This window comes from Streptomyces sp. CB00316 (assembly GCF_001905595.1).
Classification (GTDB): Bacteria; Actinomycetota; Actinomycetes; order Streptomycetales; family Streptomycetaceae; genus Streptomyces.
Genome location: NZ_LIXI01000005.1, coordinates 450,285 through 468,947 on the forward strand (window position 1 = coordinate 450,285; position 18,663 = coordinate 468,947).

19 protein-coding genes and 1 pseudogene are annotated in these 18,663 nt (G+C 71.9%); 11 read left to right on the plus strand and 9 right to left on the minus strand.

The features are described from left to right. Positions 1–122: 122 nt before the first annotated feature. Positions 123–1,547: a DUF3152 domain-containing protein gene (locus AMK21_RS16595; RefSeq protein ID WP_073878591.1), complete on the minus strand. Its 1,425-nt coding sequence runs from the start codon at positions 1,545–1,547 to the stop codon at positions 123–125. Between the two features lie 8 nt (positions 1,548–1,555). Then, a complete protein-coding gene (locus AMK21_RS16600) occupies positions 1,556–2,521 on the minus strand; it encodes an alpha/beta fold hydrolase (protein WP_073878593.1) in 966 nt (321 codons plus the stop codon). 125 nt (positions 2,522–2,646) lie between these two features. On the opposite strand from AMK21_RS16600, the gene AMK21_RS16605 reads away from it, so the two are divergent. From AMK21_RS16605 to AMK21_RS16620, 4 genes are all read left to right on the plus strand, one after another. Beyond that, positions 2,647–2,862, plus strand: coding sequence for a hypothetical protein (locus AMK21_RS16605; protein ID WP_073878595.1), 216 nt, complete (start codon positions 2,647–2,649; stop codon positions 2,860–2,862). A 167-nt stretch (positions 2,863–3,029) separates the two neighbouring features. Beyond that, positions 3,030–3,671, plus strand: a complete 642-nt coding sequence (locus tag AMK21_RS16610; RefSeq protein ID WP_073878597.1) for a TetR/AcrR family transcriptional regulator — start codon at positions 3,030–3,032, stop codon at positions 3,669–3,671. 174 nt (positions 3,672–3,845) lie between these two features. Further along, positions 3,846–4,073, plus strand: a complete 228-nt coding sequence (locus AMK21_RS16615) for a DUF3107 domain-containing protein (RefSeq protein ID WP_010061602.1) — start codon at positions 3,846–3,848, stop codon at positions 4,071–4,073. 234 nt (positions 4,074–4,307) lie between these two features. Continuing rightward, the gene (locus AMK21_RS16620) at positions 4,308–4,580 is read left to right on the plus strand and encodes a hypothetical protein (protein WP_073878600.1); all 273 of its coding nucleotides are present in this window, start codon (positions 4,308–4,310) and stop codon (positions 4,578–4,580) included. Positions 4,581–4,598: 18 nt separating this feature from the next. Here AMK21_RS16620 and AMK21_RS16625 read toward each other — a convergent pair whose 3' ends face one another. Further along, complete coding sequence (locus AMK21_RS16625; RefSeq protein ID WP_073879183.1) at positions 4,599–5,345, minus strand: ferritin-like fold-containing protein; 747 nt, start codon at positions 5,343–5,345, stop codon at positions 4,599–4,601. 450 nt (positions 5,346–5,795) lie between these two features. Between AMK21_RS16625 and AMK21_RS16630 the strand changes: the two genes are divergently transcribed. Both AMK21_RS16630 and AMK21_RS16635 read left to right on the plus strand, forming a co-directional pair. Further along, on the plus strand, positions 5,796–8,063 hold the full coding sequence (locus tag AMK21_RS16630) for a DEAD/DEAH box helicase (protein WP_073878602.1): 2,268 nt from the start codon (positions 5,796–5,798) through the stop codon (positions 8,061–8,063). Positions 8,064–8,249: 186 nt separating this feature from the next. Then, positions 8,250–9,110 (plus strand): alpha/beta fold hydrolase, encoded by an 861-nt coding sequence (locus AMK21_RS16635; protein WP_073878604.1) that lies wholly within the window; start codon positions 8,250–8,252, stop codon positions 9,108–9,110. 24 nt (positions 9,111–9,134) lie between these two features. On the opposite strand, the gene AMK21_RS16640 is transcribed toward AMK21_RS16635, so the two are convergent. Continuing rightward, positions 9,135–10,046, minus strand: a complete 912-nt coding sequence (locus AMK21_RS16640) for an NYN domain-containing protein (RefSeq protein WP_073878606.1) — start codon at positions 10,044–10,046, stop codon at positions 9,135–9,137. Positions 10,047–10,265: 219 nt separating this feature from the next. Between AMK21_RS16640 and AMK21_RS35430 the strand changes: the two genes are divergently transcribed. Beyond that, a complete protein-coding gene (locus AMK21_RS35430; protein WP_199863212.1) occupies positions 10,266–10,418 on the plus strand; it encodes a hypothetical protein in 153 nt (50 codons plus the stop codon). A 127-nt stretch (positions 10,419–10,545) separates the two neighbouring features. Here the strand turns inward: AMK21_RS35430 and AMK21_RS16645 are convergent, their stop codons facing one another. From AMK21_RS16645 to AMK21_RS16660, 3 genes are all read right to left on the minus strand, one after another. Then, positions 10,546–11,151 carry a MarC family protein gene (locus AMK21_RS16645; RefSeq protein ID WP_026241124.1) on the minus strand — a complete coding sequence of 202 codons (606 nt, stop codon included), beginning with the start codon at positions 11,149–11,151 and terminating at the stop codon, positions 10,546–10,548. A 294-nt stretch (positions 11,152–11,445) separates the two neighbouring features. Beyond that, the gene (locus AMK21_RS16655; protein WP_073878608.1) at positions 11,446–12,312 is read right to left on the minus strand and encodes a PHP domain-containing protein; all 867 of its coding nucleotides are present in this window, start codon (positions 12,310–12,312) and stop codon (positions 11,446–11,448) included. A gap of 99 nt (positions 12,313–12,411) precedes the next feature. Continuing rightward, the gene (locus AMK21_RS16660; RefSeq protein WP_073878609.1) at positions 12,412–13,089 is read right to left on the minus strand and encodes a DUF6758 family protein; all 678 of its coding nucleotides are present in this window, start codon (positions 13,087–13,089) and stop codon (positions 12,412–12,414) included. A gap of 196 nt (positions 13,090–13,285) precedes the next feature. On the opposite strand from AMK21_RS16660, the pseudogene AMK21_RS16665 reads away from it, so the two are divergent. Beyond that, positions 13,286–13,620 (plus strand): annotated as a pseudogene (locus AMK21_RS16665) (MFS transporter); the annotation flags it as partial. A gap of 91 nt (positions 13,621–13,711) precedes the next feature. Here AMK21_RS16665 and AMK21_RS16670 read toward each other — a convergent pair. After that, on the minus strand, positions 13,712–14,296 hold the full coding sequence (locus AMK21_RS16670) for a suppressor of fused domain protein (protein WP_030561113.1): 585 nt from the start codon (positions 14,294–14,296) through the stop codon (positions 13,712–13,714). A 454-nt stretch (positions 14,297–14,750) separates the two neighbouring features. Between AMK21_RS16670 and AMK21_RS16675 the strand changes: the two genes are divergently transcribed. Both AMK21_RS16675 and AMK21_RS16680 read left to right on the plus strand, forming a co-directional pair. Continuing rightward, positions 14,751–15,878, plus strand: a complete 1,128-nt coding sequence (locus tag AMK21_RS16675; RefSeq protein ID WP_073878610.1) for a magnesium and cobalt transport protein CorA — start codon at positions 14,751–14,753, stop codon at positions 15,876–15,878. A gap of 29 nt (positions 15,879–15,907) precedes the next feature. After that, positions 15,908–16,429: a hypothetical protein gene (locus AMK21_RS16680; RefSeq protein ID WP_073878612.1), complete on the plus strand. Its 522-nt coding sequence runs from the start codon at positions 15,908–15,910 to the stop codon at positions 16,427–16,429. A 28-nt stretch (positions 16,430–16,457) separates the two neighbouring features. Here AMK21_RS16680 and AMK21_RS16685 read toward each other — a convergent pair whose 3' ends face one another. Continuing rightward, the gene (locus AMK21_RS16685) at positions 16,458–17,219 is read right to left on the minus strand and encodes a hypothetical protein (RefSeq protein WP_073878614.1); all 762 of its coding nucleotides are present in this window, start codon (positions 17,217–17,219) and stop codon (positions 16,458–16,460) included. Between the two features lie 162 nt (positions 17,220–17,381). Here AMK21_RS16685 and AMK21_RS16690 point away from each other — a divergent pair, with 162 nt between their 5' ends. Further along, positions 17,382–18,659 carry a magnesium transporter MgtE N-terminal domain-containing protein gene (locus AMK21_RS16690; RefSeq protein ID WP_073878616.1) on the plus strand — a complete coding sequence of 426 codons (1,278 nt, stop codon included), beginning with the start codon at positions 17,382–17,384 and terminating at the stop codon, positions 18,657–18,659. Positions 18,660–18,663: the final 4 nt, after the last annotated feature.

Sequence of the window (18,663 nt, forward strand, 5' to 3'; positions counted from 1 at the left end):
GATCGAGCGCCGGAAGCGCGGTTAGCAGCTGCTTCGTGTACGGGTCCTGGGGGTCTCCGCACACCTCGTCGGCGCTGCTCTGTTCGACGAGGACGGCCGTCTCGGTACGCGGAAACGCGTCGTCAACTACCGGGGTACACCCAAGGATTGGGCTTGCACTTGATCCCGTCGATGTCCAGGGACTTGGTCTGCTGCTGCATCACCGGGGCCAGGGCGCCGGGCGTGCGGCAGCTCACATGGTTGTACCCGAGCCGGTGGCCGACCTCGTGGTTGATAAGCATCTGACGGTAGGGCAGCAGCTTCTTCGGGCCGAACGTGGCGGAACCCTGCGCCCAGCGATAGGCATTGATCATCACGCGGTCGGTCGAGGCCGAATCGCACGAGACATTGTCGATCGTCGTGTCCAGACCGGATTTCGCACACCATTCACCGGTCGTCCCGGGACTGGCGAGCGTGATCACGAAGTCCGGGCCCCCGGAGGAGATCCGCTCGAAGGTCATCGCACCGTTGTGCGCCCAACTCCGGTCGTCGTTGAGCGTCTTCTGGACGGCTTCGGCGAAAAGGCCCGCGTCGAGGGAGAGGCCCTTCTCGACATCGATCCGGTAGCGGTACTTCTGGCCCCTGCCGGGCGCCTTCGCCAGTCCGGGGACGGCCTCGAACTTCCCGGTCGCCTTCAGGTCCGCGGCGAGCGTGAAGGGCTGCGCCATCTTCTCGCCGTACGACAGGGGCTTGACCTCGGGGGCCCGCGTCGCGGGGCGCTCGGGGGTCGGGCGGGCGTCCGAGCGCGAGGCGCCCTCGCCGCCGCCCCGGTCGGCACCGGACGCCCGCGCCGCCGCCGCTCCCCGGTCGGCGGAGTCCTCGGCGACCTGTCCGGCCACCACGACGGCGAGCACGGTCGTCACCGCGGCCGCGGCGATCCCGGTGAAGGTTCGCCCCTTGCCGCCCTTGGGCTCACGGCGCTCGGCGGGCTCCGAGTCCAGGGCGTCGTCCGGCTCCACCGGGGGGCCGGCGGCCTCGGCGCCCGAGCGGGTGTCCGGCGCTTCGGCCGGGGCGGGCGCATCGGCGTCGAAGGCGTCGACGAACTCCCTGCGGGGGCCCGGCATCACCTCGGGGCCGACGGCCGCCGGCTGACGCCCCGTCCGCCCGTCTGCGGCGCGCTGGGCGGCCTGCTGGGCGTAGACCTGACGCGCAACGGCCCGTTCGCGGGCGGCGTCCTGGTCCGGGCGGCCCGGTGCTCCGTACGGCTGCGCGTACGGCGTGCTGCCGGGGGTGGCGCCGTGATACGGCTGCCCGGCGGTCTGAGGGCCGCCGTAGGTCTGCTGGGGGCCGGTGCCCCAGCCGCCACCCGGCTCGTGCTGCTCGGGGTGGCCACCGCGCACCTGGGGGGCGTCGGAGAAGGGTGCGTGCCCGTCGGCGGGGGGCACGGGCCCCTGGCGCCTGCGCCGGCCGCCGGAGGCGGGGCGGGGTACGGCGCGCCACCCGCCCGGATCCGCCGCTGCGGCGTCCGGGCGGGTGGCCTCTGCGCCCTTTCGGCTGTGTCGTCCCACGCCCCGGATCAGCTCCCGCCACCATCGTCGATCAGTTCCCGGAACACCTGGGCGACCGCCTCCGGGTACTCCATCATCGCCACGTGCCCCGCTTCGGGCAGGGTCAGCAACCGGGCGTCTCGGAAGGCCGCGGACGCCCTGCGTGCCATCCGGTACGAGACGAGCTGGTCCCGTCCGCCGTACACGAGCTGGGTCGGTGCGAGCACCCGCTCGGCCTGGCGCCACAGTCCGTGCTGGCCGCCCAGGGTGTACGCGTCCACGATGCCCCGGGCCGAACGCGTCATCGCGTCCCAGAAGTACGGCAGCTCCAGGCGGCGCTCCATCTCGGCCACCGCGTGGCGGAAGGCTTCGTCGGAGATCCGTGCCGGATCTCCGTAACAGAGTGCCATGACTCCGCGCGTCCGCTGCTCCGCCGTCCAGTCCTTCGTGAGCCGCGCGAACAAGGAAGCGACCCCCGGCACCGCCAGGAGCCCGGTCGGCACGGCGGGCCGCTGCACCCTCCACTCGGGCAGTGCGGGCGAGATCAGGGTGAGGGTGCGCACGAGGTCGGGGCGGACGGCGGCGACCCGGGTGGCGACCGCGCCGCCCAGGGAGTTGCCGAACAGATGGACGGGACCGCGTTCACCCGCGTCGAGCAGCCGGATCACCGCACGGGCGTGCCCGGTGATCGAGTAGTTGCCGTCGTCCGGCGGCGGCGAGTCACCGAATCCGGGCAGGTCGACGGCGTCGGGGTCGACCACGTCCGCCAGCAGCGGCATCAGGGCCGACCAGTTCTGCGAGGACCCGCCGAGACCGTGCACGAAGAGGGCGGGCGGCAGGCCGGTCCGGTCGGTGGGCCGCGAACGGACGGTCAGCCTGAGCCCCGGCAGGGCCACGGCTCGCAGCCGCTCGCCCTCGGCGACCCGGACGGCGCTGACCGTGGGAGCCACCGCGGCGGCGATGGCTTGGGTACCCGGCAGCTCGGTCGAAGACATGCGGCAATGTTACGAGACGATCACGCACCAGTTCATGTGTTCGCGGTCACAGCCCGCATCGCGGGGTAGGTGTGTTGCTCCTACGCTTCAGAGGAAGCGGCTACAGGGAAGAATGAGGAGTCACCATGACGGTCGACCCGAGCGACCCGGACACCTTCGAGAGCACCGAGCCGGACGCACCCGGCCCGGAGGCGTCGGAGGCGGATGCCGCCGAGCAGCGGACGGACATCCGGCAGGAGGAGGACGAACCGGCGGAGAGCGTCGATCCGGCCACCGCCAACGAGGCCGATGCGGCGGAACAGCGCAGGGTGATCCCGCTGGATGAGGACGATTACCGATAGAACGCCCCGCTTTGCTCCCGACCTGGGAGAAGTGTGGCTTCCGCAGCCGTCCGGTCCGTGAAATTCTGCGTCCGCGCCGCGCGCACCGGGGTTACCCAAAAGTACGATGGCTGTACGGCGCAGCGTGTACGGATCGGCTGTGCTGGAACACACATTTGGGAGGCGGCGTGAGCGCCATCGAGCAGACAGAGGCAGCGCGCCCGCGGGGCACGCGCCTTCCCCGCCGCGCCCGACGCAATCAGCTGCTGGGCGCCGCGCAGGAGGTCTTTGTCGCACAGGGCTACCACTCCGCCGCGATGGACGACATCGCCGAGCGGGCCGGCGTGAGCAAGCCGGTGCTCTATCAGCACTTCCCCGGCAAGCTGGAGCTCTACCTGGCCCTTCTGGACCAGCACTGCGAGTCGCTGCTCCAGGCCGTCGTGACGGCGCTGGCGTCGACGACCGACAACAAGCTGCGCGTCGAGGCGACGATGGACGCCTACTTCGCGTACGTGGAGGACGAGGGCGGCGCCTTCCGGCTGGTCTTCGAGTCCGACCTGACCAACGAGCCCGCCGTGCGCGAGCGGGTCGACCGGGTCTCCCTCCAGTGCGCCGAGGCGATCTCCGACGTGATCGCCGGGGACACGGGCCTGTCCAAGGACGAGTCCATGCTCCTCGCGGTGGGCCTCGGCGGTGTGTCGCAGGTGGTGGCGCGCTACTGGCTCTCCAGCGGCTCCAGCATCCCGCGCGACACGGCGGTGCAGCTGCTCACCTCGCTGGCCTGGCGGGGTATCGCGGGCTTCCCGCTGCACGGCGTCGAGCAGCACTGAGCCCCCACCCCGGCCGGGCGCCGGGCGGCATCGACGCCCTGTCGCGGCCGGGTACCGCGCCGTGTTCGCTGCGGGCGTTGCCGGTCGGGCCGTGAGGCGTGGTCCCACCGGGCTAATGTGGCTGCGTACGGCGCGGTTCGCCGCGCAGGGACTGACCGTCGGAGGGACATAGCCGTGGAGGTCAAGATCGGGGTGCAGCACACGCCCCGCGAGATCGTTCTGGAGAGCGGGCTTTCCGCCGAGGACGTCGAGAGCGCGGTCGCCGCCGCACTGGGCGGCAAGGCGGAGCTGCTGAGCCTCACGGACGACAAGGGCCGCAAGGTCCTGGTGCCGGCCGACCGGATCGCGTACGTGGAGATCGGTGAGCCGACCACGCGGCGTGTGGGGTTCGGCGCGCTGTAGTCCACGGGACGCGGTGAGCACGGGAGCGGCCCGGCGGGATCTTCCCGCCGGGCCGCTCCCGTATGCCCTGCGGACCCCTGCGCGTGCCCCGGGGGCCGCTCCCGTACACCGTGGGGCGCGAAGCCGTACCCGTAAGGGTTTCCCCAGCGTGGCGGAGGGTTGTACGGCATGGGCCGGGGGTAGTACCGCCTACGACCGATTTGCCCGCCCCGCACACCCCCGCGAGGTGACTTAGTGATCTGGGAATCCTTCGGCGCCGCCGTGCTCGGACTCGCCCTGTCCTGGGCGGCGGTCCGCTCACTGGCCGACCGGCTCCCCTCCGCCCGTGCTGTTTATCTCACCGGTGCGCTGGGAGCGCTGTTCGGGGCGTTCCTCACACATTCCGCGCTGGGCCCCGGCCACGGCGTGGCCACCCTGATCGGCGCCGTCTCCGTCGGGGCGGTGACGCTGTCCCTGCTGATCCGCCCGCGTGGCCGCCGCCTCACGAGGTCGGCGGCGGCCCAGTAGCACGGGCACCACAAGGTGTTACGCGGCCAGCCCCAGCGCGGCCATGCGCTTGGTGTGGGCCTCGGTGATCCGGGAGAACATCCGGCCCACCTCCGCCAGGTCGAAGCCGTCCGCGACCCCGCCCACCAGCATCGTCGAGAGCGCGTCGCGGTCGGCGACCACCCGCTGGGCCTGCGACAGCGCCTCGCCCATCAGCCGGCGGGCCCAGAGCGCGAGCCGCCCGCCGAGCCGGGGGTCGGCCTCGATCGCGGCGCGCACCTTCTCCACGGCGAAGTTCCCGTGGCCCGTGTCGTCGAGCACAGCGAGGACCAGGGAGCGGGTGTCGGTGTCGAGCCGGGCCGCGACCTCCCGGTAGAAGTCACTGGCGATCGAGTCGCCGACGTACGCCTTGACCAGGCCCTCCAGCCAGTCGGACGGCGCCGTCTGGCGGTGGAAGTCGTCGAGCGCCTTGGCGAACGGCTCCATCGCGGCGGTCGGGTCCTCGTCGATCGCGGCGAGCCGGTCGGACAGCTGCTCGAAGTGGTGGAACTCGGCGGAGGCCATCTTCGCCAGCTCCGCCTTGTCCCCGAGTGTCGGCGCGAGTTTCGCGTCCTCCGCGAGGCGCTCGAAGGCCGCCAGCTCGCCGTAGGCGAGGGCGCCCAGCAGGTCCACGACCGCGGCACGGTACTGCGGCTCCGCGGAGGCGGTGGCCCAGTCCCGGGCGGCGTTCCCGGTCGCTCCGGGCGCTTCTTCGGGGTGATCAGTGGCGTTGTCAGGCGTCTCCATGAACCGCACAATAGCCCGCCCGACGAGGGGCGGAAGGGTCCGGTGAGGAGGGGACGTCACACCGTTCCAATGAATTCGTCCAACACACATGCGCGAATCCGGGGTACAGTGGTATTGCGCTTACTGAGCATTTTCCTGTGCCAGGGGCGCGTCCTTTGAATGAGGATGCCCGGTCGGTGGCCCGATCGGCTCCGACCCGACAGCCCTCCACGCGGTGCGTACGACACGTACGACTGCAGCTGAGGGGCCCCTCAGCGGCACGAGCGCTCGAGCGACGGCAGTGGTCCCGCGCCACCCGGCCCATCCACGGCCGGATGACCAACCCCGGCACGGTACGACCCCCAGCGTTCGCCTCGGACCGCGTCTCACAGAAGAGGCAGCACCCTGACTACGTTCCGCGACCTCGGCGTTCTTTCCGAGACGGCCGAAGCCCTCGAGGCAGTCGGCATCATGTCCCCCTTCCCCATCCAGGAGATGACGCTCCCCGTAGCGCTCTCCGGCTCCGACGTCATCGGCCAGGCCAAGACCGGCACCGGCAAGACGCTCGGCTTCGGACTCCCCCTCCTGGAGCGCGTGACCGTCCCCGCCGATGTCGAGGCGGGGCGTGCCACGCCCGAGCAGCTGACCGACGCGCCGCAGGCGCTCGTCGTCGTCCCCACCCGTGAGCTGTGCCAGCAGGTCACCAACGACCTCCTGACCGCCGGCAAGGTCCGTAACGTCCGCGTTCTCGCGATCTACGGCGGCCGGGCCTACGAGCCCCAGGTCGAAGCCCTCAAGAAGGGCGTCGACGTGATCGTCGGCACCCCGGGCCGTCTGCTGGACCTGGCGGGCCAGCGCAAGCTCGACCTCTCCCACATCCGCGGGCTCGTCCTCGACGAGGCCGACGAGATGCTGGACCTGGGCTTCCTGCCCGACGTCGAGCGCATCATCACGATGCTGCCGCCCAAGCGCCAGACGATGCTGTTCTCGGCCACCATGCCCGGTGCCGTCATCAGCCTCGCCCGCCGCTACATGTCGCAGCCGACCCACATCAACGCCACCTCGCCCGACGACGAGGGCACGACCGTCAAGAACACGGTCCAGCACGTCTACCGCGCGCACAACATGGACAAGCCGGAGATGCTCTCCCGCATCCTCCAGGCCGACGGCCGCGGGCTCGCGATGATCTTCTGTCGTACGAAGCGGACGGCCGCCGACATCGCCGAGCAGCTGGAGAAGCGCGGCTTCGCATCCGGCGCGGTCCACGGCGATCTCGGCCAGGGCGCCCGCGAGCAGGCGCTGCGCGCCTTCCGCAACGGCAAGGTCGACGTCCTCGTCTGCACCGATGTCGCCGCGCGCGGCATCGACGTCGAGGGTGTGACCCACGTCATCAACTACCAGTCGCCGGAGGACGAGAAGACCTACCTCCACCGCATCGGCCGCACCGGCCGCGCGGGCGCCAAGGGCATCGCGATCACGCTGGTCGACTGGGACGACATCCCGCGCTGGCAGCTGATCAACAAGGCGCTGGACCTGAAGTTCCCGGACCCGCCGGAGACCTACTCCACCTCGCCGCACCTCTTCGAGGAGCTCGGCATCCCGGCGGGCACCAAGGGTGTCCTGCCGCGTGGCGAGCGGACCCGTGCCGGTCTGCGCGCGGAGGAGGTCGAGGACCTCGGCGAGACCGGTGGCCGCGGCCGCAAGTCCGCCGCCCCCGCGCCGGCCCGTGAGGAGCGCGAGCCCCGTACGCGTACGCCGCGTCAGCGCCGCCGCACCCGTGGGGGGACCTCGGAGGAGGGCGGCGCCGCGACGGTGCCCGCACCCGCCCAGGAGACCACGCCGGTCACTCCGGCCGGTGACGAGGCCCCCGAGGGGCCCCGCACGCCGCGCCGCCGTCGCCGTACGCGGGTCAGCGCTGCCGACGCCGTGACCGAGGCGGCCGTGGCGGTCGCCGAGGCTCCGGCGGCTGCCGCTCCCGTGGCTCCCGCCGCCGAGACCGTGTCCACGGCCGTGGCCGAGGCCGTCGCCGAGGCCGAGCCGGTCGCGGAGACCGTCGCGGAGACCAAGCCGCGCCGCCGTCGCAGCCGCGCCGCCGTGAAGCCGGTGGCCGGGACCGTGGCGCAGGTTCCCGTCGCCGCCGCTCCGGTCGAGGCCGGGTTCCAGACCGTGGCCGTCGCCGCGGGCATCGCGGAGCCGGTCGCCGAGCCGGTCGCGACCAGGCCGCGCCGGCGCACCCGGATCGTGAAGCCCGCCGACGAGGTGGACTTCCAGATCGCCCCGGCCTCCGAGCCGGAGCCCGACGCGAAGTCCCGCCGCCGCCCGGCCCGCGCCACCAGCCGGCCGAAGGCGGAGTCGAAGGCGGAGTCGAAGGCGGAGTCGAAGGCGGAGTCGAAGCCCAAAGCCGAGACCAAGGCGAAGAGGGTGAGCCGGCCGAAGGCCGAAGCCGGCACGGCTGCCGAGTCGACGCCCAAGGCCGAGTCGAAGCCGAAGAGGGCGTCGAGGGCGAAGGCCTCGGCCCCCGCCGAAGCCGTCGCGCCGGAGGCTCCGGCCGCCGTCGAGGCCGAGGCCAAGCCGCGCCGCCGCCGGGCGACCCGCAGCGTCACCTCGACCGCGGCCCAGGAGGCCGCTGTGGTCTCCGAGGCCGAGGCCGTGGTGAGCGAGGCCGCCGCCGAGGCGAAGCCCCGCCGCCGCCGCGCCACCCGCGCCGCGGGCCAGGCCACGGCGACGACCGAGAGCTGACGGTCCCGCGAGACCCTTCAGGCCCCGGCCTCCCGCATCTGCGGGGGGCCGGGGCCTCTTCGCTGCCCGGGGCGTCCAGAGTGCCGGGACACCCGGGACGAGGCCCGCACGCCCGGTGGTGCTCCGGTGACGGGCCCGGCCCGCCCGGTGGTGCCCCCGTCCCGTCCCGGCTATAGCCTCGGGCCCATGAGCCGCCCGCCCACCTTCACGCCGCCCGCCTGCGCCACCTCCCGCGTCCTGCGCACCGAGCGCGGCGACTTCGCCGTCCTGGACGCCGTACCGGCGAACGCCCCCGCACGCGCCACCGCCCTCCTGCTGCCCGGATACACCGGAAGCAAGGAGGACTTCATCGCGCTGCTCGAACCGCTGTGCGCGGCCGGGTACCGGGTGGTCGCCGTCGACGGCCGCGGGCAGTACGAGTCCGAGGGGACGGACCGCCAGGAGACTTACGCACAAGGGGAGTTGGCCCGCGATGTGCTCGCCCAGGCGGCCGCCCTCGCCGGGGGCGAGGGGGCGCTGCACCTGCTCGGGCACTCGCTCGGCGGCCAGATCGCCCGTGCCGCCGTCCTGCTCGACGCCACCCCGTTCCGCTCGCTGACGCTGATGTCCTCCGGCCCCGCCGAGGTCGTCGCCGCCCAGCGGGACAAGGTGAAGATGCTGAGCGACGCGCTCTCCGTGCTCACCATGGACGAGGTGTGGGAGGCGATGCGGGCCCTGGACCCGCCGCAGGACGCCGACACCGGCGACGGCGAGGACATGCGCCGCCGCTGGCTGCGCCACCACCCGGCGCAGCTGATCGCCACCGGCGCCCAGCTCTCCGCCGAACCGGACCGGGTGGACGAGCTGGCCGCCCTCGGGCTGCCCGTCCACGTCCTGTCCGGCGAGCGCGACGACGTATGGCCGGTGGAGCAGTTCGACGCGATGGCCCGGCGGCTCGGCGCCCACCGCACCATGATCGCGGGGGCCGAGCACTCCCCCAACACCGCCCGCCCACATGAGAGCGCCGAGGCGCTCGCCGCGTTCTGGGACGGCGTTCCGGCCGACTGAAGCCCTCGCCCGCAGGGATACGGGTCAGTACTGCGACTGCAGGTGCTGCCAGAATCCGTCGCGCAGCGCCCGGCGCAGGTGCGCGTGGCCGCGCAGCGAGTGCTGGAGCAGGCGTTCGGCCTCCACCAGCAGGTCCTGGTCGACCGAGCCAGGCAGATAGGGGTGGCCGGGCAGCAGGTCGGCGAGGGATTCGCGGCCGCGGGCGGCGAGCCAGGCGGCGGCGATCTGGGCGCCGACGAAGCGGACGTCCTCCCGTGAGGGGGCCGGGGTGTCGTCCTCGTACGTGGTGACCGGGCGCCGGGTGACGTAGGGGCGGCAGAAGTCGAGGTCGAAGGTGCGCTGGCTGTCGACCTCCCAGAGCAGCGGTTCGGCCTGGTTGCGGCCCTCGCCGGCCTCGATGCCCCAGAGGTGGACACGCGCCCCGTAGCCCTGGGCCGCCTCGACCGCCGAGACGAGGTCCTCGTCGCCGCCGATGAGGGCCGCGTCGCTGATGGCGCGGTGCCGGGCGAGCGATTCGAGGTCGGTGCGGATGAGGGAGTCGACGCCCTTCTGCTGGTTGTTGGCGTTGAGGTTGCCGAGCCGCACCTTGACGTCGGGGAGTTCGGCGATGGCCTGCTGCTCGGTGGTGTGGATGCGGCGCCTGGCCCCGTCGTACCAGTACACGCGCAGCAGCCGGCTGTCGGCGAAGATCGTGCGGGCCTTGTCGATGAAGGCCTCGATCAGCCCTTCGGCGTCGAGGTCGAACGAGCGGCGGTCCTCGGTGCCGGTGACGAGCAGCCCGGCCGCGGCGTACACATAGCCCGCGTCCACGAAGATCGCGTGCGTCGAGGGGGTCTTGGACACCTCGACGAGCATCCGCTGGAGGAGCTCGTTGGTGCGGTCCAGGCGCTCGGCGATATCGGCCGGGCGGGGAAGCCGCGGGTCCGCCGTGCTCATGCGGACCTCATGGTCTGGGGACAGGGCTGTGTACGGGTGACTACCAACGGGTACTTAGACATCCAAAAAATTTCCTTAGCGTAGGGAATGTTTGTACCGGGCAGGCCGTTGTAACACTCGTGGAACGCGAGGGAAGCCTCGCGTCCCTATCCTCGCGGGTAGGCCGTATCGCCCGCACCAGCAGTTCTCCAGCAGGAGGATCGGACGAAGGGAAGCCATATGCGCTTCGAGATCATGCGACTCGACGACATCGACGGTACCGCCGTGGACAGCACCGTCGTGGACGCCGCCTCCGTCAACCGGATCGTGCAGCAGGCCGCAGCCATAGGCCAGCGCATCTACATCCGGCCGGCCGACAGCTCGGCTTCGTAACGCTTCAAGGGTCGTGGGCTTCTGACATCTGACGCCTGATCACGCATTGCGCCGCTAAAGACGAAGCGCCCCCGCACGGAAGGACCGTGCGGGGGCGCTGTGGTGTCCGGGGTGCGGGAGGGGCGCCTCAGGAGGTCTGGATGACCTGGGTGACGCCGTTGATGATCTGCTGTACGGCGATGGCCGAGAGCATCATTCCCGCGAGCCGGGTCACCAGGACCACCCCGCCGTCCTTGATGATGCGGATGATCACCAGCGAGTAGCGCATCGCCAGCCAGAGCACCACGTGCATGGCCGCGATCGCCGACCACACGGAGAGCTGGCCGCCGAAGCCGTCGGCGTGCTGCACGGCCAGGATGACCGAGACGATCGCGCCGGGACCGGCCAGCAGCGGCATGCCCAGCGGTACGAGCGCCACGTTGACGTCCTTGGTCTGCGTCGGCTCGTCCGTCTTTCCGGTCAGCAGGTCCAGCGCGATGAGCAGCAGCAGGAGGCCGCCCGCGATCATCAGGGCGGGCACGGAGACATGCAGGTAGTCGAGGATCTGCTGGCCGAGCAGACCGAAGACGGCGATCACACCGAAGGCGACCGCGACGGCCTGGAGCGCCATCCTGCGCTGCACCTTGGCAGGGCGGCCCGCGGTGAGGGCCAGGAAGATCGGGGTGATCCCGGGCGGATCCATAATCACGAAAAGGGTGAGAAAGAGGGATCCGAAGACAGCGACGTCGAACACGGTGAGCCTTGCGAGAGATGAGCGGGCGGTACGGGGGCGCGCGGGCCCGGTCGGCGGCCGTCGGCGTACGACGGCAGAAGAAAAGGGCGCGCGAGGAGTGGGACGTGACGCGGTGGAAGCGAGGGGGGTCTAGGGGGTGTCCGGCGGATCAGGACCGGATAGGCCGCGGCGTCTGGTGCGGTGCATCGCAAGGCGCCGGAACGTCCTCATCGCGGAGCGATTCGGGCGTTTCGGCAACGCCGCGAAGTGCCGTGCCAGGCGCCGCGGGCCCGGTCCTGATCCGCCGGACGCCCCCTAGCGGCGGCCGGCTCCACCGGCGCCCGGCACCGGGAAGGCTCCCGTGGCGCGCCGGGTGATCTCGCCGTAGATCTCGGGGTCGGTGGTGTACTCGCCGAGCCCGACGGTCTTTCGGCTGCCGTGGTAGTCGCTGGAGCCGGTGGGCAGGAGCCCCAGCTCCCGGGCGAGACCGCGCAGCCGGGCCCGGGTGGGCTCGTCGTGGTCCATGTGGTCGACCTCGATGCCGTCCAGGCCCGCGGCGGCGAGCGCGGCGATCGTGGCCTCGGGGACCGTCTCACCGCGCTTCGAGGCGGCCGGGTGGGCGAAGACGGTGACACCGCCCGCCGCCTTGACGAGCCGGACCGCCTCGAAGGGGTCGAACTCGTGCTTCGCGGCGAAGGCCCGGCCGCCGTTGCCCAGCCAGTCGGGCGTGAAGGCGTCGGAGACCGTGGGCACGACGCCCAGTTCGACGAGGGCGGCGGCGACGTGCGGGCGGCCGACCGAGCCGTCCCCGGCGATGCGGGCGACCTGCTCCCAGGTGATGGGGACGTCGAGGGCGCGGAGCTTGCGGACCATCTCCTGGGCGCGCGGGACCCGGTCGTCGCGGACGAGCTCGCGCTCGCGCTCCAGGTCGGGATCGGCGGGGTCGAAGAGGTACGCCAGCATGTGCATGCTCACACCGTCGACGCGGCAGGAGAGCTCGGCCCCGGTGACGAGGGTGAGCCCTTCGGGCAGCGCGTCGATGGCCTGCTTGTGGCCGCCGACGGTGTCGTGGTCGGTGAGCGCGACGACGTCCAGGCCCGCGGCGGCGGCGTTGGCGACCAGCTCGGCGGGGGTGTCCGTACCGTCCGATGCGGTGGAGTGGGTGTGCAGGTCGATGCGCACGACGCGTGACTCCAGGGCTCGCGGGCGGACGGGGGACCGCTCAAGGATAACCGCCGCGCACCAGGCCCCCGGCCGGGATCGCCCCCGGTCCGGCGTGATCTAGCGCTCGCTCGTCCCCTGCCGGGGCGGCGCCTCCGGGGCGGCGAGCAGGCGCGGAGTCAGGGCCCCGCAGGGAACGAGGTCCACCTCTCCCCCGGCGTCGCGCAGGTCGGTCAGCACCAGCTCGTCGTACATCAGCAGCCCCGACTGCTCGGGCCACAGAATCGCCCACAGCCACAGACCGCGCGCCTCGCCGGCGAAGACCGCCCTGTCCTCCGGAGCGTTGCGCACGTGCCAGAGCGGGGTGGGGCGGCCGGCCGCGTGGACCTTGGCGTCGGGGACGGAGTCCACATTCAGGTGGGGACCGGGGTCGAGGCCGTCGATCCCCGCGTACCGGGCGCCGAGTCCGACACCGAGCTCCTCGGCGACGAGCAGCAGCTCGCCCATGCCGCCCAGCGGTCCGGGGCCCGAGCAGGCGACGACGGTCGCGCGGCCGCCGCTGCGGTCGTCACCCGCGCCGGCCACGCCGGTGAACAGCCAGCCCACGGGGAGTGGCCAGGGCATCCAGACGGGCACCTGCGAGCGGTGCACCACGACGCCGAGCGCCTCGACGCTCGGCGGAACGACCGGCTGCATCGGGTGCACCTGGCCGTGCACGGAGCACTGCCAGGCGTCGGCGAAAAGACCGGGCGCCCTGACCCGGCCACCGCACTTCGGGCAACTGGGTTCGCCCCTCATGGAGCCCAACGGTCCTCCCCGCCGGTCGCCGCGTCAAGGACGATCACCCGTCCGCAGCGTGGCTGCCGCCAGGGAGAAGCGAGAAGCAATAGATGTGGCAGGCATTTATTAGTTCGTCTAATTTATTCTGTGTATGACGCATCGACCTGGAGGAGAGAAGGAGTCAGGTCCCATGCCAGGACCCATGCCAGGACCCATGCCAGGAGAGGACCCGTTCGACGAAGGGGCCGCGGCCACCAGCGCCCTGCGCCGGCCGAAGGCCGTCCGGGCCACGGCGGGCGCCTCGGTGGTCGCCTTCATGGGGATCGGCCTGGTGGACCCGATCCCGCCGTCCATCGCCCCGGGCCTTGCCGCCACACCCACTCAGGCGTAAGCGCTGTTCACCTCGTACTTCCTGATCACCGCCGTCGCCATGCTCGTCACCGGCTTCGTCTCCAGCCGCATGGCGGCCGGCGGATCCTGCTCGCCGGCCTCGCGCTCGTCGCCGTCTTCCCCGCGCTCTCCGGCACCTCGTCCTCCGTCATACAACTACGGCGCTGACCCACGAGGCCGAGGAGCTGGAGCCGGCGCACGCCCTGGAGGACAGCGTGGCGGTCTTCGCCGACCGGTGAGAGCAGGAGTTTCAGTCCAGCGGTACGGACGTGCGCAGCGGGTCGCGCAGGTCCGTACCGTGCGTGAGCCAGCGTTCCTGGAGCTCCTGCGCCCCGCGCACCCGCTTCCAGGCGGCCTCGTTGGGGGTCATCGGCAGCAGCGGCAGGAAGCGGACCGGGTCCATCGGCTCGTCCAGCTCCAGGTCCTCCACCAGGCCCCCGGACTCCGCCACCAGCACCGAGGTGAACGGCGCGCCGGGCCACAGCGGATCGCCCAGGTCCAGCGAGGCACCCGGCGCCACGATGAGCCCCTCGACCTGCGGGGAGGCGGCCAGCACGGCGAGGGGGCGCAGCACCTGGTCGGTGTCGGCGAGCCCCACCCGCACGGAGAGGACCAGCTCGGCACGCGGGCCCTTCACCGGGTCGGCGAGCGGCGACGTGGGGTCGGCCATCGGCTGTCCGGACATGCCGAGCGTCGCGTATCGCACCACGTCGCCGTCGAGGAAGCGGAGCACCTCGATACGGTCCGTGCCGAGGAAGGTCACATCGGCGCGGGCGTCCGGTTCCCCGAGGGCCGAGCGGAGCCGGGCTTCGACCAGAGCGAGAATTTCTGCCATCCGGCGAGCATAGAGTGCGCGTGGAGTGGGCAAAGTAAGGGATTCGGTCCGGGGCGGCTGATAGCCTGGCCGCCGGTCGGGACAGCGCGCAGAAGCGTCGCTCTCTCTGTCCCGACGACACGTCGTCCCCCACGGGGGACCGGCCGGAGGAGGTGGGGACTGCTATGGATCCAAGTCGACCGTGCAGTACCGATCACCCTTCCGCGTACCGTCGTTCCCATTGAGCTTCCCGCTGAACTGACGCCTCGTCGGCCATCGCCGATGGCCCCCTGACGGTCGTTCGCCCACGGAAGAGCACCAGGAATCCGCGGAAGAGTCTCCCGTTCTTTGCCTGTCTGTTGCGAACGCCGTCATCGCGCCCGCGCGGTGGAGCCCGCTTTGCGGACGTGAGCGCACGTCCCCATTCCGGGCTGTTCCACGCCCTCGCCGACGGCCCTCCGTGAAGGAGCCAGCCATGTCGATGATCCGTGACCTGCGCGCTGCCGTGCGCCCCTCCCTGCGTCCCTCCCTCCGTAAGAACAGCGCCCCCCACAACGCGTACGACACCACCCGCGACCCGTCCGCCTCCAGCGCCGTCGTCGACTGCGCGGTCTACCGCGACGGCAGCCGCCTGGAGGGGTCCGCGACCCCGACGCCGCACGAGGCGATGCTTCAGGTGCGCGAGGAGGGCGGCTTCGCCTGGATCGGCCTGCACGAGCCGACGGAGGAGGAATTCGCGGGCATCGCCCGGGAGTTCGGGCTCCACCCGCTCGCCGTGGAGGACGCCGTCCACGCCCACCAACGGCCGAAGCTGGAGCGGTACGACGACACGCTGTTCACCGTCTTCAAGACGATCCATTACGTGGAGCACGCCGAGCTGACCGCGACCAGCGAGGTCGTGGAGACCGGCGAGGTGATGTGCTTCACCGGCCGGGACTTCGTCATCACCGTCCGGCACGGCGGGCAGGGTTCCCTGCGTGCCCTGCGCCACCGCCTCCAGGACGACCCCGAGCTGCTCGCCAAGGGCCCCTCCGCCGTCCTGCACGCCATCGCCGACCATGTGGTCGACGGGTACATCGCGGTGGCGGAGGCGGTGCAGGACGACATCGACGAGGTGGAGATCGATGTCTTCTCCACCCCGGCCAAGGGCGGCCGGCGCGGTTCGGACGCGGGGCGGATCTACCAGCTCAAGCGTGAGGTGCTGGAGTTCAAGCGGGCCGTCTCGCCCCTGCTGCGCCCGATGCAGCTGCTCAGCGAGCGGCCGATGCGGCTGATCGACCCCGACATCCAGAAGTACTTCCGGGACGTCGCCGACCACCTCGCCCGGGTCCAGGAGGAGGTCATCGGCTTCGACGAGCTGCTGAACTCGATCCTCCAGGCCAATCTGGCGCAGGCGACCGTCACCCAGAACGAGGACATGCGCAAGATCACCTCCTGGGCGGCGATCATCGCCGTGCCCACGATGATCTGCGGGGTCTACGGCATGAACTTCGACTACATGCCTGAGCTGGAGTGGAAGTACGGCTATCCGCTGGTGCTCGGCCTCATCGGGGCGGTCTGTTTCTCCATCCACCGCATCCTGAAGCGCAACGGCTGGCTGTGAGCCGCGGCGGCCGGTCTAAGCTCCCGCCCATGACTGATGCTGCCGATGCCCTGCTGGAGAAGGCCCTCGTCGAGGAGGCCACGAAGAAGTCCGGCCTCATCTGGGTCAGGGCCGCCGGGCCCGCCCGCGCGGTGTGGCACGTCTGGCACGAGGGCGCGGCCCACCTCGTCGGGGACGGCCCGGGCGAGCAGCCGCTGCCCGAGGGCCTGACCGGCGGCGGCCGCGCCGAGGTCACCGTACGCAGCAAGGACAAGGGCGGCCGGCTCGTCGCCTGGACAGCGGGGGTACGGGTGCTGGCGCCGCACTCCGAGGAGTGGGAGGCGGCCGTCGCCGAGCTCAAGGGCAAACGGCTGAACGCGCCGGACGCCGAAGTGATGACGGAGCGCTGGGCGCGCGAGTGCGCGGTGGTGCGCCTGACGCCCGAGGCGGTCAGCACGGAGCTGCCGGACACCTCGCTGGCCGCCGCCCCGCTGCCGACCGCGGCGACCACGCGCCGGCCCGTACCGGCCGGGCTGCCCCGGCTGCTGCTGAAGCGGCGCCGGAAGGGCTGAGGGGGCTCCGGAAGGGCTGAGGGGCCGCTCAGCCGGAGGACTTGGGGAGCTTGCCGCCGTAGTCGACGGTGTCGTCGTCCTCCGGGGCCTCCAGCGGGACGGTGCGCCCCCAGTCGGCCAGGGTGACGGTGCCCCCGCCGCCGCCGCGGGCCACCCGTACCGGGTACGGCTTGCCCTCCAGCGAGACGTCGAGCGCCCCGCCCTCGCCCTTGCCGCCCAGGAGCTGGATGGTGCGGTGTCCGGTGACGGTGTCCCGGGCCCCCTTGTTCAGGGTGCCGTGCAGCGTCAGCAGGCCGTCCAGGAGGACCTTCTTGTCTGTGAAGCCGCGCAGCTGGCGGTAGCTGGGGTCGTCCTCGGGGACCTTCACGTACTTGCCGCCGAGCTTCTCGGCGGCCTCCTGGTCGGAGCGGCCCGCCTTGCCGTCCTCCTCGTGCAGCCAGAAGTCGGCGTCGGCCTTGATGAAGAGCTCGTCCTCGATCCGCAGGAGCACGAAGCTGCGCTTCTTGGAGGAGACCGACCCCATGCCGCCCTTGTCGCTGAGCTTCATGTTCAGCATGTAGGTGCCGCCCTTGCTGACCAGGGTGCCCGCCAGCCGTACCCCGCCCGCGCTGTCGGCAGCCGCTCTGCTCTTCGTGTCGATCTGCTCGGCCGAGAGTTTCCCGATCCCGTTGGTCCCCTTGTCCGGGTCCTCGCCCGCGCAGGCGGTGAGGGCCGCGACGAGCCCGCCGCAGAGCACGACGGCGAGCGCGGTCCGGCGATGATTCCGGACGGCCGGGGCAAAAGACGTCACGGGCGTACTGCCTCTCAACTGCGATCGGGGGGCAGAGCGCAGCGTACCCGGGCTCCGGGCGCCGTCCGGCAGCCAGCCGTACGCACGGGTCCGCCGGGGCGCGCCACCACGGCAGGGGCTAGCCTGATCACGGAGTACGGCTGTTCGAGAAGGAGGCGGAGCATGGCGGCAGGAGCACCCAGGGTCTTCGTCTCGCACCTGTCCGGGGTGCCCGTGTTCGACCCGAACGGGGACCAGGTCGGCCGGGTCCGCGACCTGGTGGCGATGTTGCGGATCGGCGGACGGCCGCCGCGCATCCTGGGTCTGGTCGTCGAGGTGGTCAGCCGACGGCGGATCTTCCTGCCGATGACCCGGGTGACGGGCGTCGAGTCCGGCCAGGTCATCACGACCGGCGTGGTCAACATGCGGCGCTTCGAACAGCGGCCCACCGAACGGCTCGTCCTCGGCGAGTTCCTCGACCGGCGCGTGCAGCTGGTGGAGACCGACGAGGAGGTCACCGTCCTGGACGTGGCGATCCAGCAGCTGCCCGCCCGCCGGGACTGGGAGATCGACAAGTACTTCGTCCGCAAGGGGCGCGGCGGGGCGCTGCGCCGCAAGGGCGAGACGTTGACGGTGGAGTGGTCGGCGGTCAGCGGCTTCTCGCTGGAGGAGCACGGGCAGGGCGCCGAGAATTTGGTCGCCACCTTCGAGCGGCTGCGCCCCGCCGATGTGGCCAACGCCCTGCACCACCTCTCCCCCAAGCGCCGGGTCGAGGTGGCCGCGGCGCTCGACGACGACCGGCTCGCCGACGTCCTGGAGGAGCTGCCCGAGGACGACCAGGTGGAGATCCTCGGCAAGCTCAAGGAGGAGCGGGCCGCCGACGTCCTGGAGGCGATGGACCCGGACGACGCGGCCGACCTGCTCTCGGAGCTGCCCGAGGAGGACAAGGAGCGGCTGCTGACCCTGATGCGGCCGGACGACGCCGCCGATGTGCGCCGCCTCATGGCGTACGAGGAGCGGACGGCGGGTGGTCTGATGACGACCGAGCCGATCGTGCTGCGCCCGGACGCCACGGTGGCCGACGCGCTCGCCCGGGTCCGTCAGTCGGACCTGTCGCCTGCGCTCGCCGCACAGGTGTACGTGTGCCGCCCGCCCGACGAGACGCCGACCGGCAAGTACCTGGGCACCGTGCACTTCCAGCGGCTGCTGCGCGATCCGCCGTTCACGCTGGTCAGCTCCATCGTCGACAGCGACCTGGTGCCGCTGCCCCCGGACACCCCGCTGCCGACCGTGACCAGCTATCTGGCCGCGTACAACCTGGTCTCCGCACCCGTGGTGGACGAGAGCGGGTCCCTGCTGGGCGCGGTGACCGTGGACGACGTCCTGGACCACCTGCTGCCCGACGACTGGCGCGAGACCGACTTCCACGGCGAGGGGGGCATCCGCCTTGGCCGAACGTGAGGAA